The organism is Kitasatospora sp. NBC_00039 (genome assembly GCF_045160625.1).
Lineage (GTDB): Bacteria > Actinomycetota > Actinomycetes > Streptomycetales > Streptomycetaceae > Kitasatospora.
This window is the reverse complement of the sequence record NZ_CP108289.1, coordinates 3,396,009-3,417,742: the sequence shown is the minus strand read 5'-3', so window position 1 is coordinate 3,417,742 and position 21,734 is coordinate 3,396,009. Positions and strand designations below refer to the sequence as shown.

17 protein-coding genes and 1 tRNA gene are annotated in these 21,734 nt (G+C 72.3%); 17 read left to right on the top strand and 1 reads right to left on the bottom strand.

Annotation, left to right across the window (positions count from 1 at the left end):
* The first annotated feature begins 21 nt into the window (after positions 1–21).
* The 4 genes from OG286_RS15045 to OG286_RS15030 all read left to right on the top strand — a co-directional run bounded on the left by OG286_RS15045 (position 22) and on the right by OG286_RS15030 (position 5,730).
* The gene (locus OG286_RS15045) at positions 22–1,764 is read left to right on the top strand and encodes a DUF885 domain-containing protein (protein ID WP_405365345.1); all 1,743 of its coding nucleotides are present in this window, start codon (positions 22–24) and stop codon (positions 1,762–1,764) included.
* A 247-nt stretch (positions 1,765–2,011) separates the two neighbouring features.
* Positions 2,012–3,592, top strand: a complete 1,581-nt coding sequence (locus OG286_RS15040) for an MFS transporter (protein ID WP_396320821.1) — start codon at positions 2,012–2,014, stop codon at positions 3,590–3,592.
* 80 nt (positions 3,593–3,672) lie between these two features.
* Positions 3,673–4,599, top strand: coding sequence for a carbohydrate kinase family protein (locus OG286_RS15035; protein WP_396320822.1), 927 nt, complete (start codon positions 3,673–3,675; stop codon positions 4,597–4,599).
* Between the two features lie 126 nt (positions 4,600–4,725).
* Positions 4,726–5,730: a trypsin-like serine peptidase gene (locus OG286_RS15030; RefSeq protein ID WP_396320823.1), complete on the top strand. Its 1,005-nt coding sequence runs from the start codon at positions 4,726–4,728 to the stop codon at positions 5,728–5,730.
* A 113-nt stretch (positions 5,731–5,843) separates the two neighbouring features.
* Here the strand turns inward: OG286_RS15030 and OG286_RS15025 are convergent.
* Positions 5,844–5,915, bottom strand: a tRNA-Arg gene (locus OG286_RS15025).
* A gap of 176 nt (positions 5,916–6,091) precedes the next feature.
* On the opposite strand from OG286_RS15025, the gene OG286_RS15020 reads away from it, so the two are divergent.
* The 13 genes from OG286_RS15020 to OG286_RS14960 all read left to right on the top strand — a co-directional run bounded on the left by OG286_RS15020 (position 6,092) and on the right by OG286_RS14960 (position 21,636).
* Positions 6,092–6,511, top strand: a complete 420-nt coding sequence (locus OG286_RS15020; RefSeq protein ID WP_405366057.1) for a PleD family two-component system response regulator — start codon at positions 6,092–6,094, stop codon at positions 6,509–6,511.
* A gap of 73 nt (positions 6,512–6,584) precedes the next feature.
* The gene (gene argS, locus OG286_RS15015) at positions 6,585–8,240 is read left to right on the top strand and encodes an arginine--tRNA ligase (RefSeq protein WP_396320824.1); all 1,656 of its coding nucleotides are present in this window, start codon (positions 6,585–6,587) and stop codon (positions 8,238–8,240) included.
* Positions 8,241–8,325: 85 nt separating this feature from the next.
* Entirely contained in the window at positions 8,326–9,774 is a 1,449-nt protein-coding gene (gene lysA, locus OG286_RS15010) for a diaminopimelate decarboxylase (protein ID WP_396320825.1), read from the top strand.
* A gap of 135 nt (positions 9,775–9,909) precedes the next feature.
* Complete coding sequence (locus OG286_RS15005) at positions 9,910–11,202, top strand: homoserine dehydrogenase (RefSeq protein WP_396320826.1); 1,293 nt, start codon at positions 9,910–9,912, stop codon at positions 11,200–11,202.
* Between the two features lie 8 nt (positions 11,203–11,210).
* Positions 11,211–12,299 carry a threonine synthase gene (gene thrC / locus OG286_RS15000; RefSeq protein ID WP_396320827.1) on the top strand — a complete coding sequence of 363 codons (1,089 nt, stop codon included), beginning with the start codon at positions 11,211–11,213 and terminating at the stop codon, positions 12,297–12,299.
* A 348-nt stretch (positions 12,300–12,647) separates the two neighbouring features.
* Positions 12,648–13,583: a homoserine kinase gene (gene thrB / locus OG286_RS14995; protein ID WP_396320828.1), complete on the top strand. Its 936-nt coding sequence runs from the start codon at positions 12,648–12,650 to the stop codon at positions 13,581–13,583.
* Positions 13,584–14,290: 707 nt separating this feature from the next.
* Positions 14,291–16,396 carry a transcription termination factor Rho gene (rho, locus tag OG286_RS14990; RefSeq protein WP_396320829.1) on the top strand — a complete coding sequence of 702 codons (2,106 nt, stop codon included), beginning with the start codon at positions 14,291–14,293 and terminating at the stop codon, positions 16,394–16,396.
* A gap of 127 nt (positions 16,397–16,523) precedes the next feature.
* Positions 16,524–17,669 (top strand): LCP family protein, encoded by a 1,146-nt coding sequence (locus tag OG286_RS14985; protein ID WP_396320830.1) that lies wholly within the window; start codon positions 16,524–16,526, stop codon positions 17,667–17,669.
* Positions 17,670–17,807: 138 nt separating this feature from the next.
* On the top strand, positions 17,808–18,029 hold the full coding sequence (rpmE, locus tag OG286_RS14980) for a 50S ribosomal protein L31 (RefSeq protein ID WP_396320831.1): 222 nt from the start codon (positions 17,808–17,810) through the stop codon (positions 18,027–18,029).
* A 133-nt stretch (positions 18,030–18,162) separates the two neighbouring features.
* Complete coding sequence (gene prfA / locus OG286_RS14975) at positions 18,163–19,254, top strand: peptide chain release factor 1 (RefSeq protein ID WP_148642920.1); 1,092 nt, start codon at positions 18,163–18,165, stop codon at positions 19,252–19,254.
* Between the two features lie 61 nt (positions 19,255–19,315).
* The gene (gene prmC, locus OG286_RS14970) at positions 19,316–20,182 is read left to right on the top strand and encodes a peptide chain release factor N(5)-glutamine methyltransferase (protein ID WP_396320832.1); all 867 of its coding nucleotides are present in this window, start codon (positions 19,316–19,318) and stop codon (positions 20,180–20,182) included.
* Between the two features lie 129 nt (positions 20,183–20,311).
* Entirely contained in the window at positions 20,312–20,959 is a 648-nt protein-coding gene (locus OG286_RS14965) for an L-threonylcarbamoyladenylate synthase (RefSeq protein WP_396320833.1), read from the top strand.
* A gap of 29 nt (positions 20,960–20,988) precedes the next feature.
* Positions 20,989–21,636 (top strand): protein-tyrosine-phosphatase, encoded by a 648-nt coding sequence (locus tag OG286_RS14960; RefSeq protein WP_396320960.1) that lies wholly within the window; start codon positions 20,989–20,991, stop codon positions 21,634–21,636.
* Positions 21,637–21,734: the final 98 nt, after the last annotated feature.

The window sequence follows — 21,734 nt, the reverse complement described above, 5'->3', positions numbered from 1 at the left end:
CTGCCACGAAATGATGTCCGAATGGTTGAAGAACTGATCAGCTCCGACGGCACCACCCCGCGCCGTGTCGCCGACGCCTACGTCCAGGCGCTCGCTCTGCTGGACCCGTTGACCGCGGTGTATCTGGGGCTCAACCCCGAGGACGACCGCCTCCCCGACCTCTCCCCGGCCGGCGTCGAGGCGGTCGCCGAGCTGGCCCGGCAGACCCTCGCGCGGCTCACCGAGGCGGAGGAGGCCGGGGCCGCCGAGGGCGAGGCCGAGCGCCGGTGCGCCCGGCTGCTGCGCGAGCGGCTCACCGCCGAACTCGCCGTCCACGACGCGGGCGAGAGCTTCCGCGCGGTCCGCAACCTGGGCTCGCCGGTGCACAACGTCCGTGACGTCTTCACCCTGATGCCCACCGGGACCGAGCAGCAGTGGGAGGTCGTCGGCCGCCGGATGGCCCGGGTGCCCGCCGCCCTGCTGCAGTACCGCGAGACCCTCGCCGAGGGCATCCGGCGCGGCCTGCTCTCCGGCCCCCGCCAGGTCACCACCGTGGTCGAGCAGTTGGGGGAGTGGCTGGACGCGGGTGCACCGCGCAGCGGCCCGGACAACGGTGACGGCGGGCGACGCGCGGGGTGGTTCGGCGAGTTCGTCAAGGACGCCCCCGAGGGACTGCGTGCGGGCCTCGCCGAGCACGCCGTCGCCGCCGCCGAAGCGCTGGCCGAGCTGCGCGACTGGATGCGCGACGTCTACGGCCCGGCCGCGGCCGACGCCCCCGACACCACCGGGCGCGAGCGCTACGGCCGCTGGGTCCGCTACTGGACCGGCGCCGACCTCGACCTCGACGAGGCGTACGCCTGGGCCTGGGAGGAGTTCCACGACCTCCACGCCCAGATGAAGGCGGAGGCCGAGAAGGTGCTCCCCGGCGCCGGCCCGATGGCGGCGATGAAGTGGCTGGAGAGCGACGGCCCCGCCATCCAGGGCGCGGAGTCCGCCCGCGAGTACCTCCAGGGCCTGATGGACCAGGCGATCAACGACCTCCAGGGCACCCACTTCGACCTCGCGGAGCCGGTCACCCGGGTCGAGTCGATGATCGCTCCGGCCGGCGGCGCCGCCGCGCCGTACTACACGGCGCCCTCGCTGGACTTCACCCGCCCCGGGCGGACCTGGCTGCCGACCATCGGCCGGGACAGCTTCCCGGTCTGGGACCTCGTCTCCACCTGGTACCACGAGGGCGTCCCGGGCCACCACCTCCAGCTCGCGCAGTGGAACTACGTCGCCGACCGGCTCTCCACCTACCAGGTCAGCCTCGGCGGGGTCAGCGCCAACCTGGAGGGCTGGGCGCTGTACGCCGAGCGCCTGATGGACGAGCTGGGCTACTTCACCGACCCCGGCCACCGGCTCGGCTACCTCAACGCCCAGATGATGCGGGCGCTGCGGGTGATCGTCGACATCGGCATGCACGTCGGCCTGGACTTCCCCGCGGACTCCCCGTACAAGCCCGGCGAGCCGGTGCTGCCGGACGCCGCCCGGGAGTTCTTCGGCCTGTACTGCGGGCTGTCGGCGGACTTCCTGGACAGCGAGCTGGTCCGCTACCTGGGCATGCCCGGGCAGGCGATCGGCTACAAGCTGGGCGAGCGCGCCTGGTTGCGCGGCCGGGCGGCGGCGCGGGCGGCGCACGAGGCGCGGGGCGAGGAGTTCGACCTCAAGGCCTGGCACATGGCGGCGCTGTCGCAGGGTTCGCTCGGCCTGGACGACCTGGTCGCGGAGCTGGCCGCGCTCTGAGCCCCGTCGCGGTACTTCGCCGGGCCCCGGGTGTCATGGACGCCCGGGGCCCGCGTGCGTCCTCGTCCGCCGCGCTGCCCCGGGCCCGCCCGGTGCTCCTGGGCCTCGTCCCCTGGTCCCGGGACCCTGGTTCTTTGGTCCTGAATCGCCGTATTTGGTGAGGTTTTTCCTTGCCATTCGGCGCCCCGCGAGTTTGGCTTGAAGGCGACTGCGTGACCTCTCCGATCCCCTCCGGAAGGCTCAACCAGTGTCTGCTCAAACTGCCACCGGTCATGAAGCTCATGGGGCGGCGGACAGCCGCCGCTGGTGGGCCCTGGCGGTCATCGCCATCGCCCAGCTGATGATCGTCCTCGACATCACGATCGTGAACATCGCGTTGCCGTCGGCCCAGAAGGACCTCGGCATCTCCGACGCCAACCGGCAGTGGGTGATCACCGCCTACACGCTGGCCTTCGGCGGCCTGCTGCTCCTCGGCGGCCGGCTGGGCGACCTCTTCGGCCGCAAGCGCGTCTTCACCATCGGCCTGCTCGGCTTCGCCCTGGCCTCGGCGATCGGCGGCGCGGCGGTCGGACCAGCCATGCTCTTCGGGGCCCGCGCCCTGCAGGGCGCCTTCGGCGCGATCCTCGCGCCCTCGGCGCTGGGGCTGCTGTCCACGACCTTCACCAACCCCAAGGAACGCAGTACGGCCTTCGGCATCTTCGGCGCGATCGCCGGCGGCGGTGCCGCGATCGGGTTCATCGCGGGCGGTCTGCTGACCGAGTACCTGAACTGGCGCTGGTGCCTGTTCGTCAACACCCCGATCGCCATCGCCACGGCCGTCGCCGCCTACTACGTGCTCACCCGTGACCACATCGCCAAGGGGCGCCGGGTCAGACTCGACCTGCCCGGTGCGCTGCTCGGCTGCGGCGGCCTGCTCGCCATCGTCTTCGGCACCTCCGAGGCCGTGACCCGGGGCTGGGGCGACTGGCTGGTGCTGGGCTCGCTGGGGCTCGGCGTCCTGCTGCTCGCGCTCTTCGTGCTGGTCGAGAAGAACACCCGGCACCCGCTGCTCCCGCTTCACATCGTCGGCGAACGCAACCGCGGCGGCGGCGCGCTCTCGGTCGGCCTGGCCATGGTCGGCATGTTCGGCCTGTTCCTGTTCCTCACCTACTACCTCCAGGTGATCAAGCACTTCTCGCCGGTGGTCTCCGGTGTCTCCTTCCTGCCGATGACCGCCGCCATCGTCATCAGCTCGACCGGCATCGCGGCCCGGCTGATGACCAGGGTGCCGTCCCGCAACCTGATCGCCCCCGGGCTGCTGCTCGCCGCGGCGGGCATGGCCTGGCTGACCCAGATGAAGGTGGACAGCCCGTGGGCCGCCATGGTGCTGCCCGCGGAGCTGCTGCTCGGCTTCGGCATGGGCCTGGTCTTCATGCCGTCGATGAGCCTGGCCACCCTCGGCGTCGCCCCGAACGAGGCCGGCGCGGCCTCGGCCACCATCAACTCGGCCCAGCAGGTGGGCGGCTCCTTCGGCACGGCGCTGCTGAACACCATCGCGGCCAGCGCCACCGCGTCGTACCTGGCCACCCGGGTCGCCTCCGACCCGGCGGTACAGGCGCAAGGTGCGGTGCACGGCTACGTGACCGCGACCTGGGTGGCGATGGGGATCCTGATCGTCGCCGCGCTGGTCGCCTTCCTGATGATCACCCACCGTCCGGCGCCCGGTGAGGCGGCCGGACTCGAACCCGGAGAGGCCGTGGCCGTCGCCGAGGCCGGCGCCGGGGGCACCGCGGACGTGAGTGCCAAGGCGGGGGCGGTGACGCCGAGCGACAGACAACGGGCATCCTGAAACTTGCCGCAAGGTCTTGCAGTCAACCTCCGGCGCCTGCTTGACTCCTGGTCAGTCCCAGGGATCAAGGAGGCGCCGTCGTGTCGGAGTCCGAGTCCTCGTTCGCCCATGACCTGCTGGTGGTCGGCGGTGCCGGAGTCGACACCATCGTCCGGGTCGACCGGCTCGAAGTGCCCGACGGCGATTCGCAGTACGTGCCGCCGGTCCGCGACTACGTCGCCCACACCGGCAACGGCGTCGCCCTCGGCGCCCACCACCTCGGCCTGCGCACCGCCTTCCTCGACCACCTCGGCGACGACCCGCAGGCCGGGTTGATCCTCGCCGAGTACGCCCGCCAGGGCCTCCCGTTCGCCCACCTGGTCTCGCCGCACGGCACCCCGCGCGCGGTCAACCTGGTCGACGCGGCCGGCCGCCGCTTCTCCTTCTACGACGGCCGCCACCCCGCCGACCTGCGCCTCCCGCGCGAGTTCTACCTGCCGTACGTCGAGCGCAGCCGGCACGTGCACCTCTCCATCACCGGCCCCAACCGCGACATGTACCCGGACCTCCACCGGCTCGGCCGCACCACCTCCACCGACCTGCACGACTGGGACGGCGTCAACCCGCACCACCGCGACTACGCCCTCAACTCCGACCTGGTCTTCCTCTCGGTGGCCGGCTGCCGGGGCCGCCACGAGGAGCTGATGCGGACGATCCTCGCCGAGGGCCGGGCCAGCGCGGTGATCGCCACCGCCGGCGCCGAGGGCTGCCACCTGCTCACCCGCGACACCCCGCCGCTGCACCTGCCCGCCGTCGACCCGGGCCGCCCGGTCGTCGACACCAACGGCGCAGGTGACGCGTTCGTGACCGGCTTCCTGCACGGCTGGCTCCGCGGCCGCCCGCTGCCGGAGTGCGCCCGCGCCGGCTCGGTGGCCGGCGCGTTCGCCTGCACCACCGCCGGGACGCACACCGCGTTCATCACCGCGGACGGTCTCGCCGACGGCCTGGCGCGCGCCCTGGCCGGCTGACCGGGCCCGGTCGCCCCGGCGCGGTTTTCTCATCGGTCTCCCAGCCGGGCATAACGACCCTCCCAGCTCCTTCCGCCATAGTCGGACCGTCTTCGCACCGACACCCAGGGCAGGAGCAGACCAGGTATGGGCCAGCACCGCCGCCGCGCGCCCCGACGCCGCCGCCTCCTGACCCCCACCCTCCTGAGCGCGCTCGCCGCGCTCACCCTCGCCGCGGTGGTCGCGGGCACGCACGACCTGGCCTCGGAGGCGACGGCGGCGGGCGGCCCGTCGGCGATGGTGGTCTCCCCGGCGGGCCCGGCCCCGTCGGCCACTTCGGACATCACCGCGCCGGCCGCACCGTCGGCCACGCCGGCGGACACCGCGTCGCCGGACCCGTGGGAGGTCCAGGCCGCCCCCGCCCCGACGGCGACCGACACCCCGACGGCGACCGACGCCCCCACGCCGGCCGACACCCCCACGGTCTCCCTCGGCACCACCGCCGAGGCCCCGGCCGCCCGCGCATCGGCCACCTCCGAATCGGCCACCGTGGGAGCCCTGTTCAGCGGCGAGGTCGCGGCCGGAGACCACTTCTGCACCGCCAGCGTCCTGCACAGCCCCACCGGCAACCTGCTGCTCACCGCCGCCCACTGCCTGAACAGCACCGCCGGTGTCACCTTCGCCCCCGGCTACCGCAACGGCACCGCCCCGTACGGCACCTGGCGGGTCACCGCCATCCACACCACCACCGGCTGGTCCCGCAACGGCGACCAGGACGAGGACTTCGCCATCCTGGAGACCGCCGCCGCCGGCGGCCGCCGGATCGAGGACGTGGTCGGCGCCAACTCACTCGGCGCCGACGAACCCTTCGACGCCACCGTCCGCCTCTACGGCTACGCCAGCGGCTCCGAGACGCCCCTCCTCTGCACCAACACCACCGGCCGCCGGAGCAGCTACCAGCGCGTCATCGACTGCGCCGACTACCCCGGCGGCACCAGTGGCGGCCCCTGGATCAGCACCTCCACCGGCCACGTCATCGGCGTGATCGGCGGCTACCAGCAGGGCGGCGACACCTCCGACACCTCCTACAGCGCCTACTTCGACCACACCATCGCGGCCCTCTACGGCGAGGCGGCCGCCGAGGCCGGCTGAGCCGCCCCGCCCGGTGGGGCGGACGCTCCCTCAACTCGCCCGCAGGAATGACAAAGGCCCAGATCCGTGGATGAACTCCACTGATCTGGGCCTTTGTTGCACTTCTTGCGAAGTGCCCCCGGCAGGATTCGAACCTGCGCACCCGCCTCCGGAGGGCGGTGCTCTATCCCCTGAGCTACGGGGGCCTGCTTGGTGTTGTCATCGCGTTCGCTCCGACGTGGAGAACATTACCAGGCCCGGGGCGTGGTCCGTGCACGGGTTTCCGGGGCGGGTTTCCGGGGAGGGCGAGCGAGGGGAGCGGAAGTCCGGAAAGGCCGGACGGGGCGGCGGGGCCGCCGATACCCTCGGTGAGGTGTCGGGAGTGTCCGGGCGGGTCCTCGTGGTGGACGACAGCGAGGTGATCCGCCAGCTGATCAGGGTCAACCTCGAGCTGGAGGGCTTCGAGGTGGTGACCGCCGCCGACGGCGCCGAGTGCCTGGAGGTGGTCCGCCGGGTGAAGCCGGACGTCGTGACGCTGGACGTCGTGATGCCGCGGCTGGACGGGCTGCGGACGGCGGCCCGGTTGCGGGCGGCGCCGGGGACGAGCGGGCTGCCGATCGCGATCGTGAGCGCCTGCACGCCGGCCGATCTGGATCTCGGCGAGGCGGTCGGCGTGGACGGGTACCTCGGGAAGCCCTTCGATCCGGCGGATCTGGTCGCGCTGGTGTGGCGTCTGATGACGCTGGGCGGCGGCGCGGACGGATTTCGCCCTCAGCGAACGGATGGGATCGATCGGGGCTGAGCACGGCGGCCGGGCGTCTCAACCGGTAAACCGAGTGGCGGGCGGGTGCCCCGTCTCGCCTACGCTTGGCGTCGTGACCCCCGCAGAGCTTTCCCAGGCAGTCCAGGCCGCAGTGAGCGCCGCCGTCGAGGCGGGCGAGCTGGCCGTCGCCGTGCCCGAGCACGTGACGATCGAGCGGCCCAAGAACAGGGACCACGGCGACTACGCGACCAACGTGGCCCTCCAGCTCGCGAAGCCGGCCGGTAAGCCGCCGCGAGCCGTGGCCGACCTGGTGGCCGCCCGTCTGCGCGAGCTGCCCGGGGTCGCCAAGGTCGACATCGCCGGTCCGGGCTTCCTGAACATCACCCTCGACACGGCCACCCAGGGCGCACTGGCGCGCACCATCGTCGAGGCGGGCGCCGAGTACGGCCGCAACGAGGCGCTCGAGGGCCTGAAGATCAACCTCGAGTTCGTCTCCGCCAACCCGACCGGCCCGATCCACATCGGCGGCGTCCGCTGGGCCGCCGTCGGCGACTCCCTGGCGCGCGTGCTGCGGGCGTCCGGCGCCGACGTCACCACGGAGTACTACCTCAACGACGCCGGCGTGCAGATCTCCAAGTTCGCCGGCTCGCTGAAGGCCGCCGCCAACGGGCAGCCCGTCCCCGCCGACGGCTACGTCGGCGAGTACATCGCCGACATCGCCAAGGCGATCACCGACGGCGTCCCCGGCGTGCTCGACCTGCCCGAGGACGAGCAGCTGCAGGTCTTCCGCGCCGAGGGCCTCAAGCTCATGGTGGCCGAGATCCAGCGCTCGATGGAGGAGTTCGGCACCCACTTCGACGTCTGGTTCTCGGAGAAGTCGCTGCACGACTCCGGCGCCGTCGAGAAGGCCATCGACCGGCTGCGCGAGCAGGGCCACGTCTTCGACCAGGACGGCGCCATCTGGCTGCGCACCACCGACTTCGGTGACGACAAGGACCGCGTCCTGATCAAGGCCGACGGCGAGACGACGTACTTCGCCGCCGACGCCGCGTACTACCTGTCCAAGCGGGACCGCGGCTCCGAGGTCTCCGTCTACATGCTGGGCGCGGACCACCACGGCTACGTCAACCGGCTCAAGGCCATCGCGGCCTGCGCGGGCGACGACATGGACCGCAACATCGAGGTCAAGATCGGCCAGTTCGTGAAGATGCTTCGCGACGGCGAAGAGGTCCGCATGTCCAAGCGGGCCGGCAACATCATCACGATCGACGACGTGGTCGAGTGGATCGGAGTGGACGCCGCCCGCTACACGCTGGCGCGGTCCTCGACGGACTCCACCATCACGCTCGACATCAACGTGCTGACCAGCCAGACCAACGAGAACCCGGTCTTCTACGTCCAGTACGCGCACGCCCGGATGAGCTCCGTCCAGCGCAAGGCGGCCGGGCTCGGCATCACCAAGGCCCAGGACTTCAAACCGGAGCTGCTCGCCACCGAGTGGGAGTCCGACCTGCTCGGCCAGCTCGGCGAGTTCCCGCGGGTGCTGGCCAAGGCCGGCGAGCTGCGGGAGCCGCACCACGTCGCGCGGTACCTGGAGGAGGTCGCGCGCGACTACCACCGGTTCTACGACAACTGCCAGATCCTGCCCAAGGGCGACGAGGAGGTCACCGACCTCACGCACGCCCGGCTCTGGCTCGCCGACGCGACGCGCACGGTGATCGCCAACGGCCTCACGCTCCTGGGCGTGACGGCGCCCGAGCGGATGTAGCACCACCCCCCACAGCGCAGAGCGGGGGCGGCGGACGGTCAACGGGGACCGTCGCCGCCCCTCGCCATAGGTCTAGGAAGAGCTCATGAGTCGCTCCGCACACCCCGCAGGCCCCCGTCACGGCGACGTGCTGCCCGAGGGCCACTACCAGGCCCCGCCGGCCGACCTGAACGTGCTCGACCCCAAGGTCTGGTCCCGGACGGTCACCCGCGGCGCCGACGGCGTCGTCACCGTCGGCGGTCTCGACGTCAACCGGCTCGCCGCCGAGTTCGGCACCCCGGCCTACGTCATGGACGAGGCTGACTTCCGCTCCCGGGCCCGCGCCTGGCGGGACGCCTTCGGCACCGACGCGGACGTGTACTACGCGGGCAAGGCGTTCCTCTCCAAGGCGGTCGTGCGCTGGCTGCACGAGGAGGGCCTGAACGTCGACGTGTGCAGCGGCGGGGAGCTGCAGGTCGCGCTGGCCGCGGGGATGCCCGCCGAGCGGATCGCGCTGCACGGCAACAACAAGTCCGTCCACGAGCTGGAGCAGGCCGTGAAGGCGGGCGTCGGCCACATCGTGGTCGACTCCTACGAGGAGATCGAGCGCCTGGCCGCGATCGCCGGCCGGCAGGGCGTCCGGCAGCCGGTGCTGATCCGGATCACCGTCGGCGTCGAGGCGCACACCCACGAGTTCATCGCCACCGCGCACGAGGACCAGAAGTTCGGCCTCTCGCTCAATCTGGCCGCGCCGCGAAGCGGCAGGGCCGAGGGTGAGGGTAGGCGACGGGAGGGCGGCGGCGCGGCGGCCGAGGCCGTGCGCCGGGTGCTCGCGCACGGCGAGAACCTGGAGCTGCGCGGCATCCACTCGCACATCGGCTCGCAGATCTTCGACACGGCGGGCTTCGAGGTGGCCGCCCGCCGGGTGGTCGGCCTGCTGGCCGAGATCCGCGACGAGCACGGCGTCGAGCTGCCCGAGATCGACCTCGGCGGCGGCCTCGGCATCGCCTACACCAGCGAGGACGACCCGCGCGAGCCCGCCGAGATCGCCTCCGCGCTGGCCGAAATCGTGCGCCGCGAGTGCGCCGCCGCCGACCTGAGCGCCCCCCGGCTGAGCGTCGAGCCCGGCCGCGCGATCGTCGGCCCGACCACCTTCACGCTGTACGAGGTGGGCACGGTGAAGCCGCTGGAGGGGCTGCGCACCTACGTCAGCGTGGACGGCGGCATGTCCGACAACATCCGTACCGCGCTCTACGACGCCGAGTACTCGGTGGCCCTGGTGTCGCGCAGCAGCGACGCCGAGCCGATGCTGGTCCGTGTGGTGGGCAAGCACTGCGAGTCCGGCGACATCGTCGTCCGGGACGCCTTCCTGCCGGCCGACCTGGCCCCGGGCGACCTGCTCGCGGTGCCCGCCACCGGCGCCTACTGCCGCTCGATGGCGAGCAACTACAACCACGCCCTCAAGCCCCCGGTGCTGGCCGTCCGGGACGGTTCGGCCCGGGTGATCGTCCGGCGCGAGACGGAGGAGGATCTCCTGCGTCTCGATATCGGATGACGAAATTCTCGTCTCAGATCATGGAACGACCGTAGATCCGTACGGAAAGTCCCGGAGACTGGTACAGACCGAAGTTCCGGCGGACCCGAAATCCCGCCGGAATACCGAAGCACGATGAATGCAGAGCGGAGTCGGATGATGCGTACGCGGCCGCTGAAGGTGGCGTTGCTGGGCTGTGGTGTGGTGGGCTCCGAGGTGGCGCGCATCATGACGACGGACGCCGCCGACCTCGCCGCGCGCATCGGCGCGCCGGTCGAGCTCGCCGGCATCGCGGTCCGCCGGGCCGGCCGGACCCGCCCGGGCGTGCCCGAGCACCTGGTCACCACCGACGCCGAGGCCCTGGTCAACCGGGGCGACATCGACGTGGTGATCGAGGTGGTGGGCGGCATCGAGCCGTCCAAACACCTCCTCCTGTCGGCGTTCAAGCAGGGCGCCTCGGTGGTCAGCGCCAACAAGGCGCTGCTCGCCCAGGACGGTACCGAGCTGCACGCCGCGGCCGCCGAGGCCGGGGTCGACCTCTACTACGAGGCCGCGGTGGCCGGCGCGATCCCGCTGCTGCGCCCGCTGCGCGAGTCCCTCGCCGGGGACAAGGTGAACCGGGTGCTGGGCATCGTCAACGGCACCACCAACTTCATCCTCGACAAGATGGACAGCACCGGCGCCGGCTACTCGGAGGCGCTGGAGGAGGCCACCGCGCTCGGTTACGCCGAGGCCGACCCGACGGCCGACGTCGAGGGCTTCGACGCCGCCGCCAAGGCCGCGATCCTGGCCGGGATCGCCTTCCACACCAAGGTGACCGCGGCGGACGTCTACCGCGAGGGCATCACCGAGGTGACCGCCGCCGACATCGCCTCCGCCAAGGAGATGGGCTGCGTGGTCAAGCTGCTCGCGATCTGCGAGCGCGCGGCGGACGGCGAGTCGGTCACCGCGCGGGTCCACCCGGCGATGATCCCGCTGTCGCACCCGCTGGCGTCCGTCCGCGAGGCGTACAACGCGGTGTTCGTCGAGGCCGAGGCGGCCGGCCGGCTGATGTTCTACGGCCCGGGCGCGGGCGGTTCGCCGACCGCCTCCGCGGTCCTCGGCGACCTGGTCGCGGTCTGCCGCAACAAGCTCGCCGGCGCCACCGGCCCCGGTGACTCGCTGTACACCCGGCTGCCGGCCAAGCCGATGGACCAGGTCGTCACCCGGTACCACGTCAGCCTGGACGTGGACGACCGCGCGGGCGTGCTCGCCCAGGTGGCGTCCGTCTTCGCCGAGCACGGCGTCTCCATCGACACCGTGCGCCAGCAGGGCCGCGACGGCGACGCCTCGCTCGTCGTGGTCACCCACCGTGCCACCGACGCCGCCCTGTCGGCGACGGTGGACAAGCTCCGTGCGCTGGACAGCGTGCGGGACGTGGCCAGCATCATGCGGGTTGAAGGGGAGTAGGAACAGCCATGAACGCCGTGATCGCCAGAGGCGCGCACACCCACCAGTGGCGCGGCCTGATCGAGGAGTACCGCGACCGCCTGCCGGTCAGCGACTCCACTCCCGTGGTCACCCTGCTGGAGGGCGGCACGCCGCTCGTCCCCGCCCAGGTGCTCTCCGAGCGCACCGGCTGCGAGGTCTACCTCAAGGTCGAGGGTGCCAACCCGACCGGGTCCTTCAAGGACCGCGGCATGACGATGGCCATCTCCAAGGCGAAGGAGGACGGCGCCCAGGCCGTCATCTGCGCCTCCACCGGCAACACCTCGGCCTCCGCCGCCGCCTACGCGGTACGCGCCGGGATGGTGTCGGCGGTGCTGGTGCCGCAGGGCAAGATCGCGCTCGGCAAGATGGGCCAGGCGCTGGTCCACGGCGCCAAGATCCTGCAGGTGGACGGGAACTTCGACGACTGCCTCACTCTTGCGCGTGAACTGTCCGAGAAGTACCCGGTGGCGCTGGTCAACTCGGTGAACCCGGCTCGCATCGAGGGCCAGAAGACCGCCGCCTTCGAGATCGTGGACATGCTCGGCGACGCGCCGGACATCCACGTCCTCCCGGTCGGCAACGCGGGCAACATCACCGCGTACTGGAAGGGTTACCGCGAATACGCCACCGACGGGCTGGCCGCCCGCACCCCGCGGATGTGGGGCTTCCAGGCGTCCGGTTCGGCCCCGATCGTGGACGGCGCCCCGGTGCTCAAGCCGCAGACCATCGCCACCGCGATCCGGATCGGCAACCCCGCCTCCTGGGACTTCGCGCTCGCCGCGCGGGACGAGTCGGGCGGCCTCATCGACAAGGTGACCGATCGTCAGATCCTGTCCGCCTACCGGCTGTTGGCCGCGCAGGAGGGCGTCTTCGTGGAGCCCGCCTCGGCCGCCTCGGTGGCCGGTCTGCTGGCCAAGGCGGAGGCCGGCCTGGTCGACCCGGGCCAGCGGATCGTCTGCACCGTGACCGGCAACGGCCTCAAGGACCCGGACTGGGCGGTGGCCGGCGCGCCGCAGCCCCAGGTGGTCCCGATCGACGCGGAGGCCGCCGCCCAGCGCCTCGGCCTGCTGGACTGAGCCCCGTCACCCCGTGACCGGTGTCCGGGCCGACCCTTTCGGGGGTCGGCCCGACGCCGTTCTCGGCTGACACTTTTGTGTCAATTCAGCCGCGCATTCCGATGCCATTCCGGCATGCATTCCGGCCAGAAACGGCAACACACCAGATCGAAGGCCCACGGGGTGTACCACTGTGGAACCTCTCTTCGATACTCTGGGTTCGGCCGTGTGGCACATGCCCCGGGTCCGGCCCGTCTGCGGGCCGCGCCGACGACTGTGACCGCCCGCCCCGGCCGGGGCCCGCGGCCCCTCCCCACCCTCGCACCGACGCGCTTCGCGCCGCCCGATTTCCCCAGGAGAGTCCACCGCATGGCCGGTCCTGCGTTCCGTGCTGCCGCCGTCCGGGTCCGGGTTCCCGCGACCAGCGCCAACCTCGGCCCCGGCTTCGACGCCTTCGGACTCGCCCTGGGTCTGTACGACGACGTGGTCGTCCGGGTCTCCGACTCCGGGCTCTCCGTCGACATCGCCGGTGAGGGTGCCGACACGCTGGCCCGCGACGAGCGCCACCTGGTGGTCCGCTCGATGCGGGCCGCCTTCGACCGTCTCGGCGGCCAGCCGCGCGGCCTCGAGGTCGTCTGTGCCAACCGGATACCGCACGGCCGGGGCCTGGGCTCCTCGTCCGCCGCGATCTGCGCCGGCATCGTGGCCGCCCGCGCCGTCACCATCGGCGGCCCGTCCGCACTGGACGACGACGCGCTGCTGGCCCTCGCCTCCGAGCTGGAGGGCCACCCGGACAACGTCGCGGCCTGCCTGCGCGGCAACTTCACGGTGGCCTGGACCGACGAGGAGTCGGCCAAGGCCGTCACCCTGGAGCCGTCCGCGCAGGTCGTCCCGGTGGTTTTCATCCCGGCCACCGAGGTGCTCACCGAGACCGCCCGTGGCCTGCTGCCCAGGACCGTCCCGCTGGCCGACGCCGCCGTCAACGCGGGCCGCGCCGCGCTGCTGGTGGAGGCCCTGACCCGGCGGCCCGAGCTGCTGCTCGCCGCCACCGAGGACCGGCTGCACCAGGACTACCGTGCCTCGGCGATGCCGGACAGTGCCGCGCTGGTGGGGGCGTTGCGCGCGGAGGGCATCCCCGCGGTGATCTCCGGGGCCGGCCCGACCGTGCTGGCGCTCACCGACGAGGCGGGTGCCGAGAAGGTGCTGGCCTTCGCCGACGACCACGGTCACGGCGGCCCGGTGTTCGCCGCGCACCGGCTGGAGCTCGACCGGGCCGGGGCCTCGGTGCTCCCGCTCGACGCCTGAGCACCAGGTCGGAGCGGTCCTTGGAGCAGTACGACGGGCCCGTCGAGCAGGACATCGAGCACGTCGGCAGGACATCGGGCGGGACGTCCGGCAGCCCGGACCGGCGCAGGCCGGAGCCGGGTTGTCCGGACACGATTGGCAAGCGCAAGGCTGGGGAATGTCTGAGGGGGTCGGTAGTGTTAACCTCATTGCTGCACCAGGTGCCCTCCGGGGCTCGGTGCGCCGCGTCCCGATCCCAGCGCTCCGCTCGCGCGGAGCCCCGGCGATGCACGGGGCGACGATTCTCCGGGAGCCCACCGCAGCGCGTACGCAGCCTGCCTGCGCGACTTGCGGCCGCATCCCGAAGCCGTGACGGCACCTGACTCCCACCCGCAGCCTCCACCTGAGGCCAGAACGGGCGGAGCACGGGCCACCGTCACGCGACGGGGCCCGGGATTCGCAGGCAGCGTGGGGGTACACCCCCTACCGAAGCTGGGGTGGGGGTACCTCCCGGCCGAAGGCTGGGGGGAAGGGTCGGCACGCGACCGTCCCATCGCGCCACTCAGCACCACCGTGCTTCACGCACCGCACCTCGCAGCCCTCTCCCGACTGGCGACCGCCATTCGGGGGATCACCGCCTCGGACCGACGCAGTCGAGCGTTGGTCAGGACAGCACAACCGGTCGCCGAGCCAGACAGGCCGACGTCCGCTCCAGGGAAGGACCCTTAGTGAGCGACACCACCGATCTGATGGGCGCGCGCCCGGACGCCGAGGCGTCGGACGCAGCCGCCGCCCCCGCGGCCCCGGCCCGGCGCCGTCGTACCGCTGCCGCGGGCCTGGACGGCCTCGTCCTGGCCGAGCTGCAGAAGCTCGCCTCGACGCTGGGGATCAGCGGCACGGGACGCCTGCGCAAGAGCCAGCTGATCGAGGCCATCAAGGAGAAGAGCGGCGGGGACCCGCTGCTCGCCGCCGGCGGCGCCACCACGGCCGCCCCGGCCACCAAGCGTGCCGCCGCCAAGGCGGACGCCGCGGAGCCGGCCGAGAAGCCCGCCCGCCGCACCAAGGCCGCGCAGGCCGAGGCCCCGGCCGCCGCAGAGGCGCAGGCCCAGATCGATATCCCGGTCCAGGCCGCCGCCGAGACCGCCGCGCCCGCCCGTACCGAGCGCACCCGCCGCCGGGCCACCTCGGCCGCCGGCGCCCCGACCGCCGAGGCCGCCGCCGAGGCGCCCGCCTCGGTCGCCACCGAGGCCAAGCAGGCCGAGGCCCGCCCGGCCGAGACCCGCGCCTTCGAGGGCCGCGAGGAGGGTCGTACCGAGACCCGCCGCGACCGCCGGGACCGTCGCGACCGCCGCGAGGGCGGCGAGCGCGAGGGCCGCCAGGAGGCCGGCGAGGCCCAGGCCGGCCAGGACGGCGAGAGCCGCGAGTCGCGCCGCGACCGCCGCAACCGCCGGGACCGTACCGACCGCCCCGAGCGTGCCGACCGCCAGGGTGGCCAGCAGCAGGGCGGCCAGGGCGAGGGCCAGCAGAACCGCCAGGGCGGCCAGCAGGCCCAGCCGCAGGCGCAGCAGCAGGGCGGTTACGACGACGACGAGTTCGGCGACGGCCGCCGCGGCCGCCGCGGCCGTTACCGCGACCGCCGGGGCCGTGGGCGCCGCGAGGGCTTCGAGGCGGGCGTAGCCGAGCCGCAGGTCGGCGAGGACGACGTCCTGATCCCGGTCGCGGGCATCCTCGACATCCTCGACAACTACGCGTTCGTGCGCACCTCCGGCTACCTGCCGGGCCAGAACGACGTCTACGTCTCGCTCGCCCAGGTCCGCAAGAACGGCCTGCGCAAGGGTGACGCCATCACCGGTGCGGTCCGCCAGCCGCGTGACGGCGAGCGCCGCGAGAAGTTCAACGCCATGGTGCGGCTGGACTCGGTCAACGGCATGGACCCGGAGAGCGGCCGCGGCCGCCCCGAGTTCAACAAGCTGACCCCGCTCTACCCGCAGGAGCGGCTCCGCCTGGAGACCGACCCGGGCGTGCTGACCACCCGGATCATCGACCTGGTGTCGCCGATCGGCAAGGGCCAGCGCGGTCTGATCGTCGCGCCGCCGAAGACCGGTAAGACGATGGTGCTGCAGGCGGTCGCCAACGCGATCACCCACAACAACCCCGAGTGCCACCTGATGGTCGTCCTGGTCGACGAGCGTCCGGAGGAGGTCACCGACATGCAGCGGTCGGTGAAGGGCGAGGTCATCTCCTCGACCTTCGACCGCCCGGCGGAGGACCACACCACCGTCGCGGAGCTGGCCATCGAGCGCGCCAAGCGCCTGGTGGAGCTGGGCCACGACGTGGTGATCCTGCTGGACTCGATCACCCGCCTCGGCCGCGCCTACAACCTGGCGGCGCCGGCCTCCGGCCGCATCCTGTCCGGTGGTGTCGACTCGACCGCGCTGTACCCGCCGAAGAAGTTCTTCGGTGCCGCGCGCAACATCGAGAACGGCGGCTCGCTGACCATCCTGGCCACCGCGCTGGTCGAGACCGGCTCGCGGATGGACGAGGTGATCTTCGAGGAGTTCAAGGGCACCGGCAACATGGAGCTCAAGCTCGACCGGAAGCTCTCGGACAAGCGCATCTTCCCGGCCGTCGACGTCGACGCCTCCAGCACCCGCAAGGAGGAGATCCTGCTGGGCAGCGAGGAGTTGGCCATCGTCTGGAAGCTCCGCCGGGTGCTGCACGCGCTCGACTCGCAGCAGGCGATCGAGCTGCTGCTGGACAAGATGAAGCAGACCAAGTCCAACGCCGAGTTCCTGATGCAGATCGCCAAGACGACCCCCGGGTCCGGCGACTGACCGTAGACGGGTAACTCACCAGCACAGAACCCCGGTTCGCGCGAGCGGACCGGGGTTCTGCGCGTTGTTCCAGAGTTGGGACAGATTGATCCCTTTCGATCATGTCGTCCGATTTACTCTGGAACGTATGGCCGAGCAAAAGAGGATTCCGAGCCGCCGCCGCAAGGTCCTGCGCGTGGCCGCCTGCGCGTTCGCCGCGCTCGTCGTCCTCGGGACCGGGGCGGCCGGCTACGCGTACTTCAAGCTCAACGGCAACATCAAGAGCGTCGACATCAACGCGCGGCTGGGCACCGCCCGCCCGCCGTCCGCCACCGACGGCTCGTTCAACATCCTGGTGCTGGGCTCGGATTCGCGGGCCGGCGGCAACGGCGCGCTGGCCGGCGGCGACACCGGCGACACCGCCCGTTCGGACACCGCGATGGTGGTGCACGTCGACCAGGACCACTCGCGGGCCGAGGTGGTCTCGATACCCCGCGACACCCTGGTCACCCGGCCCGACTGCACCGACAGGAGCGGCAGGAGCGTCCCCGGGGCCAAGCGCGCGATGTACAACAGCGCGTACGAGACCGGTGGTGCCGCGTGTGCGGTCAAGACCACCGAAGCGCTCACCGGGCTGCGGATGGACCACTACGTGGAGATCGACTTCGCCGGCTTCGCCCGGCTCGTGGACGCGATGGGCGGGGTCACGGTGACCACCACGGTGCCCATCCACGACCAGGACAGCGGGCTGGACCTGGCGGCCGGCGAGCACCACCTCGACGGCAAGCAGGCCCTGGCCTTCGTCCGTACCCGGCACGGCGTCGGCGACGGCAGCGACCTCGGCCGGATCGAGCTGCAGAAGCAGATGGTGAGGTCGCTGCTCCAGCAGGCCGGCGGGATGGGGCTCTTCTCCAACCCGGTCAAGCTCTGGTCGGTCGGCGACACCCTGACCAGCTCCGTCACCACCGACTCGGCGCTGGCCTCGGTGAACTCCCTGGTGGGCCTGGCCGAGGAGCTCAAGGGGATCGGCCCGGACCAGCTGTCGATGGTGACCCTGCCGGTCGTGACGGCCCCCGGCGACCCCAACCGGGTGGTCGCGCAGCAGCCGCAGGCGGACCAGCTCTGGGCGGCCCTGAAGGCCGACCAGGCGCTCCCGCAGGGCGTCGTGGCGGCCCAGCCCTCGAACCCCGCCCAGGCCACCCCCACGGTCCCCGCGAAGGCCCCCTCGAAGGCCCCGGCGACCGGCCCGGCGAACGCCGCGAAGCCCTCGCCGAGGGCGACCGCGGCCCGCTGAGCCCGGCCCGGAATATCCCGGATCGCCACCCGGTTTGGGAAGAAGCGGCCGGTCCTGGCAGACTGGTCCGTCGGTCCCGGTTCACGTGCGGCGTCCCAGCCGCCGACCCGGTGCCCTCCCGAACACTAGGAGAACCCCTTGAAGTCCAACGTTCACCCCGAGTACGTGGTCACCCATGTGACCTGCACCTGCGGCAACGAGTTCACCACCCGCTCGACCGAGACCAGCGGCGAGATCCGCGCCGAGGTCTGCTCGCAGTGCCACCCGTTCTACACCGGCAAGCAGAAGATCCTCGACACCGGTGGCCGCGTCGCCCGCTTCGAGGCCCGCTTCGGCAAGCAGCACAGCGCGAAGGCCTAGCGCTCCCTCGGCGCCGGTTTCCGGTGCCCCCGTACTCGTTCCGGGGGCGCTGGGGACCGGCGCCGTTCGCGTCCCCCGGCGCCCGAGCGCCCCGCGACCCCCATCACCGCAACCCACGGGAAGAAGGCCACCCATGTTCGAGGCAGTCGAAGAGCTCCTCGTCGAGCACGCCGACCTCGAAACGAGGCTGGCCGACCCGTCCGTCCACGCCGACCAGGCCAACGCCCGGAAGCTGGCCAAGCGGTACGCCGAGCTGACCCCGATCACCCGGGTCTACCGGGCGTGGAAGCAGGCCGGCGAGGACATCGAGGCCGCGCGCGAACTCGCCGCCGAGGAGCCGGAGTTCCTCGCCGAGGTGAAGGACTCCGAGGCCCGCCGCGAGGAGCTGACGGAGGAGCTGCGGCTGCTGCTCGTCCCGCGCGACCCGAGCGACGAGAAGGACGTCATCCTGGAGATCAAGGCGGGCGAGGGCGGCGAGGAGTCCGCGCTGTTCGCCGGTGACCTGCTCCGGATGTACCTGCGCTTCGCCGAGCGGATCGGCTGGAAGACCGAGATCATCGACTCCAACGAGTCCGACCTCGGCGGCTACAAGGACGTCTCGGTGGCCGTCAAGACCAAGGGCGCCCGGACGAACCCCGATGGCTCGCCCGCCCAGGGCGTCTGGGCCCGGCTGAAGTACGAGGGCGGCGTGCACCGCGTGCAGCGCGTCCCCGCCACCGAGTCGCAGGGCCGCATCCACACCTCCGCGGCCGGCGTGCTGGTCACCCCCGAGGCGGAGGAGGTCGAGGTCGAGATCGTCGCCAACGACCTGCGGATCGACGTCTACCGCTCGTCCGGCCCCGGCGGCCAGTCGGTCAACACCACCGACTCGGCGGTCCGGATCACCCACCTTCCGACCGGTATCGTGGCGTCCTGCCAGAACGAGAAGAGCCAGCTGCAGAACAAGGAGCAGGCGATGCGCATCCTGCGTTCGCGGCTGCTGGCCGCCGCGCAGGAGGAGGCCGAGCGGGAGGCCTCGGACGCGCGCCGCAGCCAGGTCCGCACCGTGGACCGCTCCGAGCGGATCCGCACGTACAACTACCCCGAGAACCGCATCTCGGACCACCGCACGGGCTTCAAGTCGTACAACCTGGACCAGGTCCTGGACGGCGACCTGAACGCGGTGATCCAGTCCTGCGTGGACGCGGACGCGGCCGCAAAGCTCGCGGCGGCACAGCAGAACTGAGACCGGCGTCCGGGCCCCGGACGCACCAGAGAAGCCGCAGCGCAGAAACAAGAGGTCGTACGTGAACCTGCTGCTCGCCGAGGTGGCCCAGGCCACCCAGCGGTTGGCCGCGGCCGGTGTGCCGTCGCCGCGCTTCGACGCGGAGGAGCTCGCCGCACACGTCCACAACGTCAAGCGCAGCCAGCTGCACACGGTCAAGGACGCCGACTTCGACGCCCGCTACTGGGAGGCCGTCTCCCGCCGCGAGGCGCGCGAGCCGCTCCAGCACATCACCGGCCGGGCGTTCTTCCGCTACCTGGAGCTGGAGGTCGGCCCCGGGGTCTTCGTGCCCCGCCCGGAGACCGAGACGGTCGTCGAATGGGCCATAGACGCCGTCCGCGACATGGACGTCGCCGAGCCGCTGGTGGTCGACCTCTGCTCCGGCTCCGGCGCCATCGCGCTGGCCCTCGCCCAGGAGCTGCCGCGCTCCACCGTGCACGCCTTCGAGCTGGACGAGGGCGCGCTGCGGTACACCCGGCGCAACATCGAGGCCAGCTCCGACCGGGCCCGGGTCACCCTGCACGCCGGCGACGCCACCAAGGCCTTCGCCGACGACCGCTCCTGGGACGGCCGCTTCGACCTGGTCATCTCCAACCCGCCGTACATCCCGCTCACCGAGTGGGAGTACGTCGCTCCGGAGGCCCGCGACCACGACCCGCAGATGTCGCTGTTCTCCGGCGAGGACGGGCTGGAGACCATCCGCGGCATCGAGCGCGTCGCCGCCCGCCTGCTGCGCCCGGGCGGCGCCGTGGTGATCGAGCACGCCGACACCCAGGGCGGCCAGGTGCCGTGGATCTTCAACGAGGAAGGCGGCTGGACCGACACCGCCGACCACCGCGACCTGAACAACCGGCCGCGTTTCACAACAGCCCGAAAGGTCTCGTTGTGACCACTGAACACAGCACGACGGCCCGGAAGGGTCTCGTTGTGACCATTCAACGCAGCACCACCGCCCGCGGGGCGTCGCTGTGAACGCGCCCGCCCACGTGATGAGCCATCTCGGAAGGGGACCGCACCGATGAGCCGCCGCTACGACTGTGCCGACGCCGGGGACCGCGCCACCGGTCTGCGCGAGGCCGCCTCGGCCATCCGCCGGGGCGAACTCGTCGTGCTCCCCACCGACACCCTGTACGGGGTCGGTGCGGACGCCTTCTCGCCGGAGGCCGTCGCCGCCCTGCTGGCCGCCAAGGGCCGCGGCCGCAACATGCCCTCGCCGGTCCTGGTCGGCTCGCCGACCACCCTGCACGGCCTGGTCACCGACTTCTCCGAGCAGGCCTGGGAGCTCGTCGACGCCTTCTGGCCCGGCGGCCTCACCCTGGTCGCCCGGCACCAGCCCTCGCTGCGCTGGGACCTCGGCGAGACCCGGGGCACCGTCGCCGTCCGGATGCCGCTGCACCCGGTCGCGATCGAGCTGCTGAACGCCACCGGCCCGCTCGCCGTCTCCAGCGCCAACAAGACCGGCGGCCCGTCGCCGTCCACCTGCGACGAAGCCGAGCAGCAGCTCGGCGACGCCATCTCGGTCTACCTGGACGGCGGCACGGCCGACCACGCCACCGCGTCCTCCATCGTCGACGTCACGGGCAAGGTCCCGGTCCTGCTGCGGGCCGGCGCGATCAGCGCCGAGCAGCTGAGGGAGGTCGTCCCCGACCTGGAGGCCGGCAGTTGACGGCCGCCTCCCTCCATGCCGGGCCCGGCATATCGCCGTACCTGAGCGTGGGCCCCAGGCCGTTGGACCACTTCCGGATCCTCTTCGTCTGCACCGGGAACATCTGCCGCTCGCCGATCGCCGAGCGGCTCACCCGGCGTGAGCTGGACACCCGGCTCAGCCCCCGGGTCGCCGGGCGCATCCTCGTGGAGAGCGCCGGCACCTGGGGACATGTGGGTGCGCCGATGGAGGAGCACGCCGCCACGGTGCTGGACGAGTACGGCGCCGACAGCGGCGGCTTCGCCGGGCGCGAGCTGCTGGACGAGCACGTGGTCGAGGCCGACCTGGTGCTCACCGCCACCCTGGACCACCGCGCCCAGGTGATCTCGATGGGCCACGAGGCCGGGCTGCGGACGTTCACCCTGAAGGAGTTCACCCGCCTCGTCCGGACGATCGACCCGGGCACCCTGCCCGACCCGCGCCGCGGCGCCGACGTCACCGAGCGTGCCCGCGCCCTGGTCCGGGCCGCCGCGGCGCTGCGCGGCTGGCTGCTCGCCGCCAGCCCGGAGTCGGACGAGGTGCACGACCCGTACGGCGCGCCGATCGGCATGTTCCGCAACTGCGGCGAGGAGATATTCCACGCGGTGGACCCGGTGGTCACCGCGCTCACCGGCGTCCCCGCCCGCCGCCCGGTCTGATCGACGGCACCGGCGCGCCCTCCTGCCGCTGTGCCCGATGGGCGGCTCCGGGCGCTGGTCCCGGTGCCGACGGTCGTCGCTCGGATGCCCCTCGTGCC